Origin of the sequence: Nonomuraea roseola, assembly GCF_039535395.1 — a bacterium.
Taxonomy (GTDB): Bacteria; Actinomycetota; Actinomycetes; order Streptosporangiales; family Streptosporangiaceae; genus Nonomuraea; species Nonomuraea roseola.
The window spans coordinates 511329-528563 of sequence record NZ_BAAAXC010000014.1 but is presented as its reverse complement, the minus strand read 5'-3'; the positions used below and the strand labels follow the sequence as shown (position 1 = coordinate 528563).

Genomic DNA, 17235 nt, shown 5'->3' with positions numbered 1-17235 from the left:
TCAGGGCAAGGTCTTCGCGAGGACGACGCTGTCGTAGTTGGTGACGTCCCACCGCCATGTCCCGATCGGCACGTATCCGCGCCGGCGGTACCAGGCCACGAGGTCTTCCGCTGCTGAGGAGGTGTCGATGACGGCGTGTGTCGAACCCAGGGCGGCCATCCTGGACTCCGCCAGTGTCAGGAGCCGGTGTCCCAGCCCGCTTCCCCGCTGCGACGGATCCACCGCCAGTTGCCAGAACGACCCCGCTCCTTCAGGTGCGGGATAGCCGGGGGGAGCGGCGTGGGGGGCGGACACGGTGACGGTCCCGACCAGCGCGTCATCTCTCGTTGCGATCCAGCACTCGCCCTTGCTCAGGCGATGCCGGGTGTCTTCCGGAGACTGGTAGGAGGCGAAGAAGATCCGCCCGGCTGCGGCGTGGTCCGCGTACGCACGGTGGAGCAGGAGGGTCACTTCCTCCACCGAGTCGCCCTCGTGGAAGCGCCGCACCCGGACCGATTCCTGCGTACTCGTGCCCGTCGAGTCGATGTTCATCCCGGCAGTCAACAGCAGACGGCCGCGGCCCCGAGCGGCGGCCGCTCACGGCAGGGACGGCCAGGCCGTGATTCGAAAGAAACGCCTAGACGAGTAAGTCCTAAGTCGTTTGGTGTGGGCCACCCCGTATCGGACGCCCACCGAAGCTGACCGATGCCGAGTTACTGACCCTGGCGGTGGCCCAGGTCCTGCTCGGCGTCCGTTCCGAGGCAGGCCGGCTGCGGTTCGTCCCCCGACACCTGCCCGGCGCATTTCCCTACCTGCCCGGCCAATCCGGCTACAACAAACGACTGTGCAACGCCCTGCCGCTGCTCCAGCGCGCAATCCGGGTCTTGGCCGTGACACCGACCTCTGGGCCGAGTTGGTGTGGGTGGTCGATTCCACCCCGGTCGAATGCGGCCGTTCCCGCCCCACCACGCAGCGCTCGGACTTGGCCGGCTGGGCCGGCTACGGCTACTGCCGCTCCCACTCCCGCTGGTTCTGGGGCCTGCGGCTACACCTGGTCTGCACACCGGCCGGACTGCCGGTCACCTGGGCCCTGGCCCCCCGAAGATCGACGAACGGCAGGTGCTGCTGGCTGTTCTCGATCACGATCCTGACCTGCTCGTCGACCGGCCCGGGCTGCTGATCGTCGCCGGCCAGGGTTGTTTACTCGTCTAGGCCCTGAGGCCCGGGCCCTCGGGTGGAGGGTGGTGGGGATGAGGCGGGGCCCTGCGGGCTCGCCCTCCTCGATGCGATGGATGAGGAGGTCGACGGCCTGCCTCGCCGTCGCCGCGGGGTCGAGATCGACCGCCGTGAGCGGCGGGTCGCTGGTGCGGGCCAGATGGCTGTCGACACCGACGGAGACGAGCAGGTCGCCGGGCACGTCGACCCCACGCTCCCTCGCCACCCGCAGCAGACCTGAGGCCAGCCACCGCGGCGGCACGTAGACGGCGTCGGGCCGGTGATCGAGGATCTCCGCGGCGGCCGAGACCGCGCTCGTCTCGAGCTTGTCCGGCCGCGCCAGCACCATGAGGTGGACGGACAACGTCACCTTCGTCGGCCTGTCGGCCGGCTACCTCACCCTGGCAGGGAGCGTCCTGCTGACCTGAGGTCGCTCGGGACGGGGTGGCCGTCGTCGTCGGTGCGGTCCGACTGCGTGGAGAACCTGGAGACGAAGACGTCGAAACCGCCGTCGGGCCGCTCGGTCAGTGTGGCGCCGTCCTGCCAGATGCCGTTCTCGTCCCACCACTGCGAGCCGTACGGGTCGCCCTGGTTCTGGTGGATGTTGTGCACACCCAGACCCTCGTCGAACGGCTCGCCGAAGACCAGCACGCGCCGCCCTGGAGTGAGCAGGGGCTCCAGGGCCCGCGCGGCGTCCAGGTTCGTCCCCGAGACCCACGACCCGTCGCCCTCCACGAGGGCCGGGTGCCGGTAGTAGTCGAGCGCCCCCGAGTTCCGGTCGCGGGCCAGCTCGTGGAAGCCCCCCGCCAGGTGGGCCGCCGGTCCCAGCGCGCCGGGCGCGATCGTGAACGCCCTCCACCGGACGCCGGTGGCCGACTGCTTGCTGTCGACGTCGACCGCGCAGCGGTGGACGCCGAGCGGCGCGCTGACCTCGATGTTCACATGGAACCAGCGGCCCTGCGTGTCGGGCCTGTCGCGGAAGTGGCGGCGCGCGGTCCCCACGAGCACGCCGTACCGGTCGAGTGGCACGCCGTCACGTCCTTTCCTCCTGGCGGTTCAGCAGCAGTATCGGGCCTGGACCGCTCCCGCGCCTGAGTACGCCGTACTCACCGCATTTCCCCAGCAATGCGGGTGAGTCGACGATCACCTGAGAGGCGGCCCGCCGTCCTGCCATCCTGGACCGCGTCATGGCGGATCACACGGCAGCCCTCGGGGCGTACGGGCGAGCAGCGGCGCTCGCCGCCGAACACCACACCCACCTCGACACCGCCATGCGCCTCATGCGGTCGCACGCCTGGGTCGGCGGCGGCGCCCCCGCCTTCACCGCCGCCCTCGCCCGCCACCGCGCCGGCCTGCAGTCCTCGCTGACCGTCGCCCTGACCACCCTGGCCCACCTGGTCGTACGGCAGGGCGGACCCGCCCCCGCCCTCCCCGCGCTGACCACCTCGGTCACCACCATGAGCGCGACCCCCGGCACCTTCCAGGGCATCGACCCCCTGGCGATGTCCGCCCTGACCTCGGCGCTCGAACACGCCGGCCAGGCCCTCTCGGCGGCGGGCACCCGCCTGGCGGCCGAACTCTCCGCCCACGGCCTGCCCGCCGAACCCGGCCACACCCTGGGCAGGATCGCCGACTGGTCCACCACCCACAGCGCCGACCTGCGCCGCCGCCTCACCCGCATCCAGCAGACCGTTCCAGGCACGTCGCTGCCCGCCGGTCTCGCGGCCCACGACCTGTTCGCCGCCCACGCCACGGACCCCGCCGCCGCCCAGGCCCTGCTCGCCCGCGTCGCCGGCGGCGACGGCGACGCGGTCACCCGCCTGCTCGACCTCCAGGACAGGGGCGAGGATCCCGGCCTGGCCGCCCGCGTCCACGCCTGGTGGCACACGCTGACGCAGGGCAGCCGGGAGCAGCTGATCCGCCTGCCGGGGCTCGGCCTGCTCAACGGCCTGCCCGCGAGCGTCCGCGACCGCTCGAACCGGCTGGGACTCGCCGGCCAGAAGGCCGCGCTGAAGCGCAGGCTCGACGCCGCCGCCGCCGAACTCGACCGCCTCGACGACCCCACCCTGTTCGGCGGCTGGGAACGCCTCGCCAACCAGCTCCGCCGCATCGAGAACATCGAAAGGGAACTCCAGCCGGTCCCTGGACACCCGCCACCCCTGCTGCTGGCCTTCGACGTGAACGGACAGGGACGACTCATCGTCTCCTGGGGTGACCCCGACACCGCCGACACCACGGTCACCTCCGTCTCCGGCCTCACCTCAGGCCTGGACGCCGCCCCAGGCGACCTCCAACGCTCCCGCGCCCTCTGGCAACAGGCCACGAAGACCAGCGGGAAGCAGGTCGTCGCCTCGATCACGTGGCTCGGTTACGACGCTCCTCAGATCGACCCTGGCCTCCTCGACCCGGACAAGTCCGTGGCCTTCGAGAGAGCGGCCGCCAAGGGAGGAGCCGCGCTCGCCGCCTTCGCCGACGGTTTGCGCGCCGCCCATGTTCCGTCGGGTACAGCGAGGGCCGTCGTCGTCGGCCACAGCTACGGCTCCCTCACCACCGGCCACGCCGCAGTCCTTCGCCCGGGAAGGCTGGCTGACGAGTTCATCTTCGTCGGCAGTCCGGGCGTTGGCGTCGATCACGCCTCCCAACTGGGCGTCAGGCCGCACAACGTCTGGGTCGGGGAGGCCGGCAACGATCCAGTCGCCGCGCTCGGCCGCTTCGGCGCCGACCCGGGCAACTCCTCCTTCGGCGCCAAGCACTTCCCAGTCGGACGAGACGTCTACACCTCGGCCCACAGCAGCTATTGGAACCAAGACTCTGTGTCCTTGCGGAACATGGGCCGCATCATCAATGGACAGAGGGACGAACTCGACCATCCTGCACCGCTCAATGAACGCCCCCAGCTCCTGATGCCCGAATTGGCCCCCGACCTGGCTTTTAAGCCGAACAGGTGAATCGCCTTGTCCCGAGCTCTCTTTGTGATCCTCATCCTTCTCCTTTCGGGGTGCACGATGAACGAACCGACCATGACTCAGGCGCAAGCTCTTGCCCGCGTAGACCAGCTCGTAGCTGAGACTGCTGCTGCGCTCAGTCCCAAGCCACGACTGGAACTCATCCAATCGTCGGTCCCGTTCAGCATGTGCCTGGATGAAGGGAAGTCGGAGAACCAAGTGGTGGTCAATCGGGCCTATTGGCTTCGAGACGTGCCCAGTAGCGAGAACATGAACATCGCCAGGCAGGTTCACGCTTTCTGGGAGCGACAGGGGCATGTCATCACGTCCACTGGGGGGTGGCAGGTCGGTCATCCAAGCATCGGAGGAGAATCCCGACCCGACGAGTTCATTCTGGCACTCACCTGGTCGGCAGGTGACGATCTCTATCTCGCCGCAACTTCTCCCTGCGTCTGGCCCGACGGGACGCCTGCGCCAGCCGACCGTTGATCCACCAAGAGCACTGAACCGATGAGGCTCAGTTCGAAACGATTTTCAAAGGGACGCCGGCTGCGCGTAGTGGGGCGAGGTCGGATTCGGGGGCGTCGCTGTCCACGATCACCAGGTCGAAGGCGGTCAGCGGTGCCAGTTGGTGCAGCCCTCGCTTGCTGAACTTCGTGTGGTCGATCAGCAGCACCTTCTTGCTCGCCGACTCCATCAGCGCCCGCTTCACCGCCACCGTCTCCTGCGACTGGTGGTAGCAGTGCCCGTTGGTCACCGCCGTGGTGGACATGAACAGCACGTCCGCGTGCAGTGACCGAATCGCTTCGGTGGTGCGCATGCCGAGAAAGGCGTCGTAGGCCGGGTAGTAGGCCCCGCCCAGCGCGATGAGGTCGATGGTGGCCTCGCCGGCCAGCAGGTTGACCACCGCGAGGAAGTTGGAGATCACCGTGACGGGCCCCCTGGCCGGCAGCAGTCCGGCGACGGCCAGGCCTGTCGTGCTCTCGTCGATCATGACCGAGGCGCCGGGCTCGACGAGCGCGACCGCCTCCTCGGCGAGCAGCCGTTTGGCCTCGGACATCGCCTGCACGCGATGACGCACGTCGCCGTGGTAGAGCGCGGACGGCTGGGCCGTCGCGCCGCCGCGTACCTTGCGCAGCCATCCCTCGCTCTGCAGCACGTCGAGGTCACGGTGGATGGTCATCAGACTCACGCCATGGGCCTCGGCGAGCTGCTCCATGCGGACGAAGCCCTCGCTCGCGACGAGCTGGCGGATCTGGTCGCGGCGTTCCCTTGGGCCGAGCGCGGGGTCGCCGTCTGCCACGAGTCGCCTCCTGATCAGTGTGAAGTCGGTGCTAAAGGTAACACGAGATGTCGCCGTAAGTTCTCACATGTCCGTATGTTGTAGTTATCAGACTCTTGACATATTTGGCCCTTCGGGTGTTGTGTTCCTCACACCACAACACACACCCAGACCTCTCGTCGATGAGCCAAGGAGCAGTCATGAAGAGGGTCACCTTCGCGGTCGCCGTCGCGCTGGCGGCGGCCACCGCCTGTTCGTCCACCACCACGTCGGCAGGGCAGGGCGAGAGCGCCGCCCAAGGTGCGAAGATCGCCTTCCTCATGCCGGACATCGCCTCCACCCGTTACGAGCTCTACGACGCGCCGCTGTTCAAGGCGAAGATGAAGGAGCTCTGCCCGACCTGCGAGGTGCTCTACCAGAACGCCGGAGCCGACGCCGCCAAGCAGCAGCAGCAGGCCAACTCCGCCCTGGCCCAGGGCGTCAAGGCGATCGTGATCGACCCCGTCGACTCCGCGGCCGCCGCGACGATCGTCCAGTCGGCGCAGGCGCAGAAGGTGCCGATCATCGCCTACGACCGGCCGATCCCGGCCGCCAAGGCCGACTACTACGTGTCGTTCGACAACGAGAAGATCGGCTCCCTCATCGCACAGTCGCTCGTCGAAGAGGTGAAGAAGAAGGGCGGCGACGGCGGCCTGCTCGTCGTGAACGGCTCGCCCACCGACGCAGCCGCTCAGCTGATCAAGAAGGGCATCCACAGCGCGGTCGACTCCAGCGGCCTGAAGCTGCTGGCCGAGTACGACACCCCAGGCTGGCAGCCCAACAAGGCGCAGGAGTGGGTCAGCGGTCAGATCGCCCAGTTCCCCGGCAAGATCGGCGGAGTGGTCGCCGCCAACGACGGCACCGGCGGCGGCGCGATCGCCGCGTTCAAGGCCGCCGACACCCCCGTGCCGCCGGTCAGCGGCAACGACGCCGAGCTGGCCGCGGTCCAGCGGATCATCAACGGCGACCAGTACAACACCATCTCCAAGCCGATCAAGATCGTGGCCGAGGCGGCGGCGGTGGTCGCGAACGAGTTCGCCCAGGGCAAGAAGCCTGCGGGTAAGACCACGCTGTTCGACACCCCCTCCGAGCTGTTCACCCCGACCGTGGTGACCCAGGAGAACGTGGCGAAGGAACTGCTCGGTCCCGGCGGCGCGCTCAAGGTGTCGGAGGTGTGCACCCCCGACTACAAGGCCGCCTGTGACAAGCTCGGGATCAAGTAGATGCCCATCCTGTCCCTGAGCGGCATCACCAAGACCTTCGGCGCCGTCGCCGCGCTCACCGGCATCGACCTCGACGTCGAAGCCGGTGAGGTCGTCGCGATCGTCGGCGACAACGGCGCGGGCAAGTCCACCCTCGTCAAGATCCTCTCCGGCGTCCACGCCGCCGACTCCGGGACGATCACCTTCGAGGGCGGGCAGGCGCACATCGCCACCCCCGCCGACGCCCACCGTCTCGGCATCGCCACGGTCTTCCAGGACCTGGCGCTGTGCGAGAACCTCAATGTGATCGAGAACCTCTTCCTCGGCCAGGAGCTGCGCGCGCTGCGCCTGGACGACGTGGCGATGGAGGTCCGCTCGTGGGAGCTGCTGCGCCAGCTCTCCGCGAAGATCCCCTCGGTGCGCACCCCCGTGGCCTCGCTCTCGGGCGGACAGCGGCAGACCGTGGCCATCGCCAGGTCGCTGCTGGCCGATCCCAAGGTGGTCATCCTGGACGAGCCGACGGCCGCGCTGGGCGTCGCGCAGACGGCGGAGGTGCTCAACCTGATCGAACGGCTGCGCGACCGCGGTCTCGGCGTGATCATGATCAGCCACAACATGGCCGACGTGAAGGCCGTCGCCGACAAGGTGGCGGTGCTGCGGCTCGGCCGTAACAACGGGACCTTCGCCGTCGGCGAGGTGTCCCAGGAGGACATCATCGCGGCGATCACCGGCGCCACCGACAACGTGGTGACCCGCCGCGCGCAATCGCAGGAAAGGCTCCGCCAATGACCGATCTCGAGACTCCGACGGACCTGAAGGACGAGCGGCTGATCGGCAGGCAGGGCCTGCGCGGCGCCGCCGAGGGCCTGCTCGACCGGGTCCGCGGCGGCGACCTGGGCGTCCTGCCCGTCGTCATCGGGCTGATCGTGATCTGGTCGGTGTTCCAGGCGCTCAACCCGATCTTCCTGTCCAGCGTCAACCTGGTGAACCTCACACTGGAGTGCGCCCCTGTCGGCATCATCGCGCTGGGCGTGGTGGTCGTGCTGCTCGTCGGCCAGATCGACCTGTCGGTCGGCTCGGTCAGCGGCCTGACCTCCGCGGTCATGGCGGTGTTCTTCGTGGACAGGAGGCTGCCGGTCTGGCTGGCGATCCTGGCCGCGATCGTGATCGGCTGCGCGATCGGCTGGGTCTACGGGCAGATCTTCAACAGGTTCGGCGTGCCGAGCTTCGTCATCACCATGGCGGGACTGCTGGGCCTGCTCGGCGTGCAGCTGTGGATGCTGGGCGCCAAGGGCTCGATCAACCTGCCGTTCGACTCGGGCCTGGTCGCCTTCGCGCAGCTGGCCTTCGTGCCGGTGTGGCTGTCGTACGTGTTCGTCGTGGTGGCCGCGGCGGGCCTGTTCGCCAGCGGGTACGCCCACGCCAGGCGGCGCAGGCAGGCCTCGCTGTCGGCGGTCTCCACCCAACTGCTGGTGGCCAGGAGCGTCCTGGTGCTCATCGGCCTCGGCGTGGTCGTCTGGTATCTCAACCAGACCCGCGGCGTGGGCTGGATGTTCGTGCTGTTCCTCGCGCTGGTGCTGGTCATGCACTACGTGCTCGGCCGTACCAAGTTCGGTAAGTCGATCTACGCGGTCGGCGGCAACGCCGAGGCGGCCAGGCGCGCGGGCATCAACGTCAGGGCCGTCTACACCTCCGCGTTCGTGCTGTGCACGACGCTCGCCGCCGTCGGCGGCGTGCTGGCCGCGGCCAGGCTCGCCGCGGTCAACCAGAGCAGCGGAGGCGGCGACGTCAACCTCAACGCCATCGCGGCCGCCGTCATCGGCGGCACCAGCCTGTTCGGCGGCAGGGGTACGGCCTTCGCCGCGCTGCTGGGCATCGTGGTGATCCAGTCCATCTCCAGCGGGCTGACCCTGCTCAACCTCGACTCCTCCTTCCGCTTCATGGTCACCGGCGCCGTCCTGCTGCTCGCGGTGGCCGTGGACTCGGTGGCCCGCAGGTCGCGGGTCTCCCACGGCAGGGCGTAGGGGGAGCGAGCGATGGCAGTGGTCTGTGTCGACGCCGGCACCACGATGATCAAAGCGGTCGGCTACGACGAGGAGGGCGCCGAGGCGGTGGTGGCGCGCAGGGCCACCACCGTGACCAGGCCCCGTCCCGGCTGGGCCGAGCAGGACATGAACGCGGTGTGGGAGGCGGTCGTCTCCTGCGTGCGCGAGGTGGTCGAGGGCATGGCCGGGCCCGTCGACTACGTCGCGGTCACCGCGCAGGGCGACGGCTGCTGGCTGGTCGGTCCCGACGGAGAGCCGACGGGGCCCGCCATCCTCTGGAACGACGCCCGCGCGGCCGCCTTCGTCGCGGACTGGACCGAGGCGGGCGTGCTGGAGCGGGCCTTTCACCGCAACGGCTCGCTGACCTTCGCGGGTCTGCCCAACGCCGTCCTGGCGTGGCTGCGCCAGCACGACCCCGAGCGGCTCGAACGCTCGGCGACCGCGCTGACCTGCGGCGGCTGGCTGTTCTCCAAGCTCACCGGCAGGGTCGCGGCCGACAGCTCCGACGCCTCAGCGCCGTTCACGGACCTGGCCACGGGGCGCTACTCCGCCGAGCTGCTGGCTCTCTACGACCTGGAGTGGGCCGCCCCGCTGCTGCCCGAGCAGCTCGACGACGAGGACAGGGCCGCGCCGCTGACCGCGCAGGGGCTCGGCCTGCCCACGGGCACCCCCGTCGTGCTGTCCTCCTACGACATCGCCTCCACCGCGGTCGGCGTCGGCGCCGTCACTCCAGGCCAGGCGTGCACGATCCTCGGCACGACGCTGTGCACGGAGATCGTCACCGACCGGGTGGAGCTGGGCGAGCGGGCCTCGGGCCTGACCGTCGCACTCGGGCTGCCCGGGCTCCACCTGCGGGCCTTCCCCACGCTGGCGGGCGGCGAGGTGATCGGCTGGGCCTGCGAGATGCTCGGCCTGAGCCACCCCGCCGACCTCGGCGACTTGGCCACCCTGGCGCCCGCGGGCGCGGAGGGGCTGGTGTTCCTTCCCTACCTGTCGCCCGCCGGAGAGCGCGCCCCCTTCCTCGATCCGTTCGCGAGAGGCGCGTTCGTCGGCCTCTCCTTCGAGCACCGCCGCGAGCATCTGGCCCGCGCGGTCATGGAAGGCCTCAGCATGGTCATCAGAGACTGCCTCACCGCCTCCCATGTCAGGCCCACCGAGCTGCGCGTCTGCGGAGGCGGCGCGGCCAGCGAGGTGTGGACGCGGCTCATCGCCGACGTCACGGGCCTGCCCGTGCTGCGCACGGCCGACGAGGAGGCGGGCGCCAGAGGCGCCTACGTCCTCGGCGGCCTGGCCACCGGCGCACTGGCCAAGGTGCCCGAACCCCGGGTACGGCAGGCGCTCGACCCGGCCGCGGGGCCGTACGACGAGCTGTTCGAGCGGTTCCTGCGCGTCAGGGAGAGCGTCAGGAGCGGCAGGTGAGCGGCGTCTGGGTCGGGCTGGATCTCGGCACGCAGAGCGTCAGGGCGCTCGCCGTCACGGGCGAGGGCAGGGTCGCGGGCATGGGCACGCGCAAGCTGACCAGCCACCGCGAAGGCGAGCGGCACGAGCAGGACCCCGAGCAGTGGTGGCACGCGACCGCGCTGGCCTGCGCCGAGGCGCTGGCCGACGTGCCGGACGCCGAGGTGCGCGGCGTGGCGGTGGACGCCACCTCCGGCACCGTCCTGCTCGCCGACACGCAGGGCCGCCCGCTCACGCCCGGCCTGATGTACGACGACACCCGCGCCGCCGCCCAGGTGGACAAGATCAACGAGGTGGGCGGCCACGTCTGGTCCCAGCTCGGCTACCGCCGCATGCAGGCCGCGTGGGCGCTGCCGAAACTGCTCTGGCTGCTCGACGAGTACGGCTGGAACGGCGTCAGGCTGCTGCACCAGAGCGACTTCGTCAACCGCCGCCTGGTCGGCCACGAGGTGCCCACCGACCTCAGCAGCGCGCTCAAGACAGGAGCGCACCTGATCGAGGAGGACTGGCCTTCGGACGTGCTCGCCACGCTCGGCGTGCCGGGCGAGACGCTGCCCTTCCTGGTCCGTTCGGGCACGGTTCTCGGCACGGTCTGCGCCGCGGCGGCCGAGCTCACCGGCCTGCCCGAGGGCACCCCCGTCATCGCGGGGGCGACCGACGGCTGCGCCGCCCAGCTCGGCGCGGGCGCGCTCACCCCCGGCAGCTGGAACTCCGTGCTCGGCACCACCCTGGTGATCAAGGGGGTGACCCGCGAGCTGGTCCGCGACCCCCTGGGCGCGGTCTACTCGCACAGGGCGCCCGACGGCGGCTGGCTGCCGGGCGGCGCGTCGAGCACGGGCTCAGGCGCGATCGCCCGCGACTTCCCCGGCCGCGACCTCGACGAGCTGAGCGCCGCGGCCGCAGGACGCGAACCGGCCAGGCCGCTCGCCTATCCGCTCGTCTCGGCCGGGGAGCGCTTCCCCTTCGTCGCGCCCCAGGCCAGAGGGTTCCTCCTCGGCGAGGTGGCCGACGAGGCCGAGCACTTCGCCGCGTTGTTGCAGGGCGTCGCCTTCGTCGAACGGCTCTGCTTCGACTACCTGGACCAGCTCGGCGCTCCCGTGGACGGCGCGCTCACCCTGACGGGCGGCGCGACGCGCAGCGCGTACTGGTGCCAGCTGCGCGCCGACGTGCTGGGCAGGCAGGTCACGCTCCCCGAGAACGCCGAACCCGCGCTCGGCATGGCGGTGCTGGCCGCCTCGCCAGGCCGCAGGGTCGCCGACGTGGCCGCGGAGATGGTCCGCGTCCGCGCCACGATCGACCCCCGCCCCGGCTCTGCCGACCGATTCGACGACGCCTACCTGCGCCTGGTCGACGAGCTGGCGCGCAGGCAGTGGCTGCCCGCCGAGGTCGCCGCGCACGCACACGAGAGGACAACCCGATGACCCGCCTGGTCCTGGTCCGTCATGGAGAGTCGGTGTGGCACGCCGAGAACCGCTACGCGGGCATCAGCGACATCGCGCTGACCCCGCTGGGCGTACGGCAGGCCGCCAAGCTCGCCGCATGGGCCGAGGGCGCGCAGCTGTCGGCGGTGTGGGCCTCCACGCTGTCGCGCTCCAGGCTCACGGCCGAGCCGTGCGCCGAGGCGGCCGGCGTCCCGCTGCGCGTCGACGAGCGGCTGCGCGAGCTGGCCTTCGGCGAGGCCGAGGGGCTCACGGCCGCCGAGATGAGCAGCCGCTTCCCTCAGGCGCGCGAGGCGTTCACCACCGACCCCGTCGCCCACCACCTGCCGGGCGGCGAGGACCCCGTCAAGGCCGCCCAGCGCTTCACCGAGTGCCTGTACGACATCGCCGCCGAGCATCCCGAGGGCCGCGTGCTGGTGGTCGCGCACACCACGATCATCAGGCTCGCCCTGTGCGGGCTCATCGGGGTGCCGCTGCGCGAGTACCGGCGGCTGTTCCCGTTCCTGAGCAACGGGGCCCTGACCGAGATCGCCCTCCGCGACGGCGACATCGCCCTCCTCCAGCTCAACGGAGCCCTCTCATGACCACCCGTGTCCTCGCCGCAGGCGACCACTTCGTCCTCAACCGCCTGTTCGCCGAAGCTCTCGAAGGCGTCGGCGACCTGGAGCTCTCCGAGCTGACCCTGCCGTGGCCGGTCGAGCCGTTCGGCCCGGTCGCCGAGGTGCGCGAGGCGTCGGGAGGCGAGGAGGAGCTCATCGAGGCGCTGCGCGGGGTGGAGATCTGCCTCACCCAGATGGCGCCGCTGACCGAGCGGATCCTCGCCGCCTCACCGGAGCTGCGCCTGTTCTGCGTGGGGAGAGGCGGGCCGGTCAACGCCAACCTGGAAGCGGCCACCAGACACGGCGTCGCCGTCTGCTACGCCCCCGGCCGCAACGCCACCGCCACGGCCGAGCACACGATGGGCATGATCCTCGCCGCGATCCGGCGCATCCCGGCCACCCACGGCGAGCTCGTCTCCGGCGTCTGGCGCGGCGACTACTACACCTACGACAGCGTCGGCCCCGAGCTGGAAGGCGCGACGGTCGGCCTGGTCGGCTACGGCGCCATCGGCCGCAGGGTGGCCAGGATGCTGGCCGGGTTCGGCGCGCGGGTGCTGGTCTTCGACCCCTACGCCGAGCAGGACGGCCTGGCCGAGCGGGTCTCGTCGCTGGAGGAGCTGCTGTCGAGGTCGCTGGTGGTGTCGTTGCACGCCAGGGCCACCCCCGAGACCGCCGGCATGATCGGCGCGAGGCAGCTGGCCGTCATGCCCAGAGGATCGGTGCTGGTCAACTGCGCGAGGGGCAGCCTGGTCGACTACGAGGCGGTCTGCGACGCGCTGGAGTCGGGACAGCTGTTCGCCGCGGCGTTCGACGTCTTCCCCGAGGAGCCGCTGCCGAAGGACTCCAGGTTGCTCACCGCGCCGAACGTGGTCATGACGCCGCACCTGGCGGGGGCGAGCAAGGAGACGGCGGGCAACGCCGCCCGCATCGTGGCCGCCGAAGTGGGCCGCTACCTGCGCGGAGAGCCGCTCGCCCACTGCGCCAACCCGGAGGTATTCCGGCTCCGTTAACCGGAGATTTCGCACCAGACATTTACTCTAGGCACGCACTTGCTTGTCATGTTAGATGGAGGAGCGGCACCCAGTAAACAATCTTGCACCGGGAGAGAGGACCGGGCTCGATGGCGCTGGTTCTTGACGGTGTTTGCGTACGACAACGTGACGAGATCTGGCTCGACGACATAAACCTCGAATTATCCAGCGGAATGACCGTGCTCATCGGTCCGCTGGGCGCGGGGAAAACGACGCTGATGCGGGTCGTGGCAGGCCTGCACCCGCCAAGCGCAGGCCGGGTCATTGTCGACGGGAAAGACGTCGCCTCGATCTCGGTGCGAAAGCGCTCGGTGGCCTTCGTCTACCAGCAGTTCATCAACTACCCCTCGCTGACGGTCCACGAGAACATCGCCTCCCCGCTCCGTCTCGACCGCGCCTTTCCCAAGGGCCGGGTCGACCGGCGGGTACGCGAGGTCGCCGAGCTCATGGGCATCGGCGACCTGCTGCCACGCAGGCCGTCCGAGCTGTCGGGCGGCCAGCAGCAGCGCACCGCCATCGCCAGGGCGCTGGCCAGGCCCGTGGACGTGCTGCTGCTCGACGAACCGCTCGCCAACCTCGACTACAAGCTCAGGGAGCAGCTGAGGGGCGACCTCAAGAGCATGTTCGGCCAGTCGAAGGGCGTGGTCCTCTACTCGACGTCCGATCCCGCGGAGGCGCTCGGCTTCGCGGCGCCCACAGTGGTCCTCGGCGAGGGCCGGGTACGGCACGTCGGCGAGGCCGCGGACATGTACGACCGGCCGCCCACGCTGGCCGTCGCCGCGACGCTCAGCGATCCGCCGCTGAACCTCCTGCCCGGCGTCGTGCGCGACGGATGGATCGAGTGCATGGGCGCCTCCTTCGAAGCTCCGCGGGCGCACGCCAGGGCCGAGCGCGTCGTCCTCGGCGTCCGCCCGCACCAGGTGAGCATCGAGCGGGCCGGGCCCGGCGCGCTCGCCTTCCCGGCGGAGATCCGCCTGGCCGAGGTGACGGGCAGCGCGACCTTCCTGCACCTGCTGCTGCGGGGCGGCACCCACCTCGTCGCCCAGTTGCCGGGCACCCGGCTGTTCACCCCCGGCGAGCAGGCGACCGCCTACGTCGACCCCGCCCACGTCCTGATCTTCGACGAGGCAGGCGGGGACCTGCTGGCCGCTTCGGCGGCGGAGGTGGATCTGCATGGCTGACATCCGCCTCGAGGGCGTGGGGCACAGCTACGACGGCGGCAGGACCTGGGCGCTCAAGCCGATGACCTGGACCTGGCGGGAGGCCAGGGCCTACGCCCTGCTCGGGCCGAGCGGGTGCGGCAAGACCACCCTGCTGAACATCGTCTCCGGCCTGCTCTCCCCGACCGTGGGGCGGATCTGGTTCGGCGACCGCGACGTGACCTCGGTGCCGACGGCAGGCCGCAACATCGCGCAGGTCTTCCAGTTCCCCGTGCTGTACGAGCAGATGTCGGTCTACGACAATCTCGCCTTCCCGCTGCGCAACCGCAGGTATCCCAAGGCCGAGATCGACCAGCGCGTACGCAGGGTGTCGCAGCTGCTGGGGCTCGACGAGCATCTCCACCGCAGGTCGCGCAGGCTGGATCCGGGCCGGCAGCAGATCGTCAGCCTGGGCAGGGGCCTGGTCCGCTCCGAGGTCGCCGCCGTGCTGCTCGACGAGCCGCTCACGGTGATCGACCCCGCGCTGAAGTGGACCCTGCGGAGCAAGCTGAAGGAGATCCACCGCGACACCGGCCACACGCTCATCTACGTCACGCACGACCAGACCGAGGCGCTGACCTTCGCCGACGAGGTGGTGGTGCTCAAGGACGGAGAGGTCGTCCAGTCAGGCACGCCCGCCGAGCTGTTCCTGTCGCCCGCCCACGAGTTCGTCGGCCACTTCATCGGATCGCCCGGCATGAACGTGCTGCCGGCCGAGGTCGCCGGCGGGCTGGTCAGAGTGGGGGAGGCGGTGATCGGCAGGGCCGTCGGCGAGCTGCCGCCCGGTCCCGTGCGCGTCGGCGTCAGGCCCGAGTTCGTGCGCGTCAGCGCCGAGCGGAAGACGCCCGGCGTGAAGGCGCGGGTGAAGGGCGTGGACCGCATGGGGGCCTACCACCTGGTCCGCGCCGACGTGGACGGCCACGACCTGGTCGCCAAGGTGGACGCGGGCTCCCACCACACGCCCGGCGCCGTCGAGTTCTTCCACTTCGCCGCCGACGGGGCGTTCCTGTTCAGGGACGAGGTGAGGTGCGGGTCCATAGCGCCGCTCGAAGGGGGCCAGGGAGCGTGACCAGCCAGTTAGCCGAGGACGCCGTCGCCGAGGCCGCGCCGCGAGAGGAGGCTCGCGGCAGGCAGGCCGACCTGAAGCCGAAGAACAACCGCGCCTGGTTCTTGGTGCTGCCCGTCGTGGTGTCGGTCGCGTTCACCGCGGTCATCCCGCTGATGACCGTCGTCAACTTCTCCGTGCAGGACATCTTCACCCCCACCGACCGGATCTTCGTGGGGCTCGACTGGTTCAGGTCCATCTCCCGCGACCCCGAGGTGCGCGCCGCCTTCCTGAGGACCCTGCTGTTCTCCGCCCAGGTGCTGCTGGTGGAGATCCCGCTCGGCGTCGCGATCGCGGTGTGCATGCCGCGGCGCGGGGTGTCGGTGTCGGTGGCCCTGGTCGTCGTCGCGCTGCCGCTGCTCATCCCGTGGAACGTGGTCGGCACCATCTGGCAGATCTTCGCCCGCGGCGACATCGGCCTGGGCGGCTGGACGATCAACAACGTGCTGGGCATCGGGTTCAACTACACGCTCGACTCCACCGACGCCTGGATCACCGTCCTGCTCATGGACGTCTGGCACTGGACGCCGCTGGTGGCGCTGCTGGCCTACGCTGGCCTGCGCTCGATCCCCGACCCCTACTACCAGGCCGCGCAGATCGACGCCGCCTCCGCGTGGGCCACCTTCCGCCACATCCAGCTGCCCCGCCTGCGCGGCGTGCTGACCATCGCCGTCCTGCTCCGCTTCATGGACAGCTTCATGATCTACACCGAGCCCTTCGTGGTGACGGGCGGCGGGCCCGGCAACGCCACCTCCTTCCTCAGCATCCTGCTGTCGAAGATCGCCGTCGGGCAGTTCGACCTCGGCCCCGCGGGCGCGTTCTCGTTGCTCTACTTCCTCATCGTGCAGATCATCTCGTACGTCTTCTTCACCGTGCTGACGAGGAGCGGGCGATGAGGCTGCCATGGGCGCGCACGGTGTTCTGGCTGTACGCCGCCACCCTCATGCTGCCGCTGCTGTGGATGTTCGGCATGTCCATCAGGCCGAACGAGGACATCCTCGGCAGTTTCTCGCTCATTCCGCAGCGGGTGACGCTGGAGAACTACGAGACGTTCTTCACCAACGACGTGTGGTATTCGAGCTATCTCAACTCGATTCTCTACACGTCCATGAACGCGGTCATGTCGCTGATCGTGGCACTTCCCGCGGCGTACGCGTTCTCGCGCTTCAGATTCGCCGGTGACAAACACCTGTTCTTCTGGCTGCTGACCAACAGGATGGCGCCGCCCGCCGTCTTCCTGCTGCCCTTCTTCCAGATCTACCAGAGCGTCGGCCTTTTCGACACGCACCTCGGGGTCGCCATCGCGCACATGCTCTTCAACGTGCCGCTCGCCGTATGGATCCTCGAAGGCTTCATGTCGGGAATTCCACGCGAGATCGACGAGACGGCGGCCATCGACGGCTATTCGTTGCCGCGCTTCTTCATCCGCATCTTCCTGCCGATGATCCGCTCGGCGATCGGCGTCACCGCCTTCTTCTGCTTCATGTTCAGCTGGGTCGAACTGCTCATCGCCAGGACCATCACCTCCGTCGACGCCAAGCCCATCGCGGCCACCATGACCAGGACCGTGAGCGCGGCGGGCGTCGACTGGGGACTGCTGGCCGCGGCGGGCGTGCTGACGATCATCCCGGGCGCGATCGTCATCTGGTTCGTCAGGAACTACATAGCCAAGGGCTTCTCCATGGGGAGGGTCTGAC

Annotated in this window: 16 protein-coding genes and 2 pseudogenes; 14 read left to right on the top strand and 4 right to left on the bottom strand. The window is 69.9% G+C overall.

Annotated elements, in window-relative coordinates; all coding sequences use genetic code 11:
- On the bottom strand, positions 1–531 hold the full coding sequence (locus tag ABFX55_RS20825) for a GNAT family N-acetyltransferase (RefSeq protein WP_346123396.1): 531 nt from the start codon (positions 529–531) through the stop codon (positions 1–3).
- 122 nt (positions 532–653) lie between these two features.
- Between ABFX55_RS20825 and ABFX55_RS49870 the strand changes: the two are divergent.
- Positions 654–1176, top strand: a pseudogene (locus ABFX55_RS49870) (transposase family protein); the annotation flags it as partial.
- An 88-nt stretch (positions 1177–1264) separates the two neighbouring features.
- Here ABFX55_RS49870 and ABFX55_RS49865 read toward each other — a convergent pair.
- Together ABFX55_RS49865 and ABFX55_RS20810 are read right to left on the bottom strand one after the other, a co-directional pair.
- Positions 1265–1543 (bottom strand): annotated as a pseudogene (locus tag ABFX55_RS49865) (substrate-binding domain-containing protein); the annotation flags it as partial.
- Between the two features lie 47 nt (positions 1544–1590).
- On the bottom strand, positions 1591–2223 hold the full coding sequence (locus tag ABFX55_RS20810; RefSeq protein WP_346123392.1) for a DUF2278 family protein: 633 nt from the start codon (positions 2221–2223) through the stop codon (positions 1591–1593).
- A 158-nt stretch (positions 2224–2381) separates the two neighbouring features.
- Here ABFX55_RS20810 and ABFX55_RS20805 point away from each other — a divergent pair, with 158 nt between their 5' ends.
- Both ABFX55_RS20805 and ABFX55_RS20800 read left to right on the top strand, forming a co-directional pair.
- Positions 2382–4142: an alpha/beta hydrolase gene (locus tag ABFX55_RS20805; protein WP_346123391.1), complete on the top strand. Its 1761-nt coding sequence runs from the start codon at positions 2382–2384 to the stop codon at positions 4140–4142.
- Positions 4143–4199: 57 nt separating this feature from the next.
- Positions 4200–4628 (top strand): hypothetical protein, encoded by a 429-nt coding sequence (locus tag ABFX55_RS20800; protein ID WP_346123389.1) that lies wholly within the window; start codon positions 4200–4202, stop codon positions 4626–4628.
- A 28-nt stretch (positions 4629–4656) separates the two neighbouring features.
- Here ABFX55_RS20800 and ABFX55_RS20795 read toward each other — a convergent pair whose 3' ends face one another.
- On the bottom strand, positions 4657–5442 hold the full coding sequence (locus ABFX55_RS20795) for a DeoR/GlpR family DNA-binding transcription regulator (RefSeq protein WP_346123387.1): 786 nt from the start codon (positions 5440–5442) through the stop codon (positions 4657–4659).
- Between the two features lie 179 nt (positions 5443–5621).
- Here ABFX55_RS20795 and ABFX55_RS20790 point away from each other — a divergent pair, with 179 nt between their 5' ends.
- From ABFX55_RS20790 to ABFX55_RS20740, 11 genes are all read left to right on the top strand, one after another.
- Positions 5622–6683: a substrate-binding domain-containing protein gene (locus ABFX55_RS20790; protein WP_346123386.1), complete on the top strand. Its 1062-nt coding sequence runs from the start codon at positions 5622–5624 to the stop codon at positions 6681–6683.
- The gene (locus ABFX55_RS20785) at positions 6684–7451 is read left to right on the top strand and encodes an ATP-binding cassette domain-containing protein (protein ID WP_183645423.1); all 768 of its coding nucleotides are present in this window, start codon (positions 6684–6686) and stop codon (positions 7449–7451) included.
- Entirely contained in the window at positions 7448–8686 is a 1239-nt protein-coding gene (locus ABFX55_RS20780; protein ID WP_346123384.1) for a sugar ABC transporter permease, read from the top strand. Before ABFX55_RS20785 ends, ABFX55_RS20780 begins: the two co-directional genes overlap by 4 nt.
- Before the next feature lie 12 nt (positions 8687–8698).
- Entirely contained in the window at positions 8699–10126 is a 1428-nt protein-coding gene (locus ABFX55_RS20775) for an FGGY family carbohydrate kinase (RefSeq protein ID WP_346123382.1), read from the top strand.
- Positions 10123–11586, top strand: coding sequence for an FGGY-family carbohydrate kinase (locus ABFX55_RS20770; protein ID WP_346123381.1), 1464 nt, complete (start codon positions 10123–10125; stop codon positions 11584–11586). The genes ABFX55_RS20775 and ABFX55_RS20770 overlap by 4 nt, the downstream gene beginning before the upstream one ends.
- Entirely contained in the window at positions 11583–12188 is a 606-nt protein-coding gene (locus ABFX55_RS20765) for a histidine phosphatase family protein (RefSeq protein WP_346123379.1), read from the top strand. The genes ABFX55_RS20770 and ABFX55_RS20765 overlap by 4 nt, the downstream gene beginning before the upstream one ends.
- Positions 12185–13213 carry a 2-hydroxyacid dehydrogenase gene (locus tag ABFX55_RS20760; protein ID WP_346123377.1) on the top strand — a complete coding sequence of 343 codons (1029 nt, stop codon included), beginning with the start codon at positions 12185–12187 and terminating at the stop codon, positions 13211–13213. The genes ABFX55_RS20765 and ABFX55_RS20760 overlap by 4 nt, the downstream gene beginning before the upstream one ends.
- Before the next feature lie 110 nt (positions 13214–13323).
- Positions 13324–14415, top strand: coding sequence for an ABC transporter ATP-binding protein (locus ABFX55_RS20755; protein WP_346123375.1), 1092 nt, complete (start codon positions 13324–13326; stop codon positions 14413–14415).
- Positions 14408–15502: an ABC transporter ATP-binding protein gene (locus ABFX55_RS20750; RefSeq protein ID WP_346123373.1), complete on the top strand. Its 1095-nt coding sequence runs from the start codon at positions 14408–14410 to the stop codon at positions 15500–15502. Before ABFX55_RS20755 ends, ABFX55_RS20750 begins: the two co-directional genes overlap by 8 nt.
- Complete coding sequence (locus ABFX55_RS20745; RefSeq protein WP_346123371.1) at positions 15499–16434, top strand: carbohydrate ABC transporter permease; 936 nt, start codon at positions 15499–15501, stop codon at positions 16432–16434. Before ABFX55_RS20750 ends, ABFX55_RS20745 begins: the two co-directional genes overlap by 4 nt.
- Positions 16431–17234 (top strand): carbohydrate ABC transporter permease, encoded by an 804-nt coding sequence (locus ABFX55_RS20740; RefSeq protein ID WP_183645416.1) that lies wholly within the window; start codon positions 16431–16433, stop codon positions 17232–17234. The genes ABFX55_RS20745 and ABFX55_RS20740 overlap by 4 nt, the downstream gene beginning before the upstream one ends.
- Position 17235: the final 1 nt, after the last annotated feature.

Excerpts from the sequence above, each read along its gene's own strand:
- ABFX55_RS20825 (WP_346123396.1), bottom strand. The coding sequence starts at position 531 with ATGAACATCGACTCGACGGGCACGAGTACGCAGGAATCGGTCCGGGTG.
- ABFX55_RS20805 (WP_346123391.1), top strand. The coding sequence starts at position 2,382 with ATGGCGGATCACACGGCAGCCCTCGGGGCGTACGGGCGAGCAGCGGCG.
- ABFX55_RS20800 (WP_346123389.1), top strand. The coding sequence starts at position 4,200 with ATGAACGAACCGACCATGACTCAGGCGCAAGCTCTTGCCCGCGTAGAC.
- ABFX55_RS20790 (WP_346123386.1), top strand. The coding sequence starts at position 5,622 with ATGAAGAGGGTCACCTTCGCGGTCGCCGTCGCGCTGGCGGCGGCCACC.
- ABFX55_RS20785 (WP_183645423.1), top strand. The coding sequence starts at position 6,684 with ATGCCCATCCTGTCCCTGAGCGGCATCACCAAGACCTTCGGCGCCGTC.
- ABFX55_RS20780 (WP_346123384.1), top strand. The coding sequence starts at position 7,448 with ATGACCGATCTCGAGACTCCGACGGACCTGAAGGACGAGCGGCTGATC.
- ABFX55_RS20775 (WP_346123382.1), top strand. The coding sequence starts at position 8,699 with ATGGCAGTGGTCTGTGTCGACGCCGGCACCACGATGATCAAAGCGGTC.
- ABFX55_RS20765 (WP_346123379.1), top strand. The coding sequence starts at position 11,583 with ATGACCCGCCTGGTCCTGGTCCGTCATGGAGAGTCGGTGTGGCACGCC.
- ABFX55_RS20760 (WP_346123377.1), top strand. The coding sequence starts at position 12,185 with ATGACCACCCGTGTCCTCGCCGCAGGCGACCACTTCGTCCTCAACCGC.
- ABFX55_RS20755 (WP_346123375.1), top strand. The coding sequence starts at position 13,324 with ATGGCGCTGGTTCTTGACGGTGTTTGCGTACGACAACGTGACGAGATC.
- ABFX55_RS20750 (WP_346123373.1), top strand. The coding sequence starts at position 14,408 with ATGGCTGACATCCGCCTCGAGGGCGTGGGGCACAGCTACGACGGCGGC.
- ABFX55_RS20740 (WP_183645416.1), top strand. The coding sequence starts at position 16,431 with ATGAGGCTGCCATGGGCGCGCACGGTGTTCTGGCTGTACGCCGCCACC.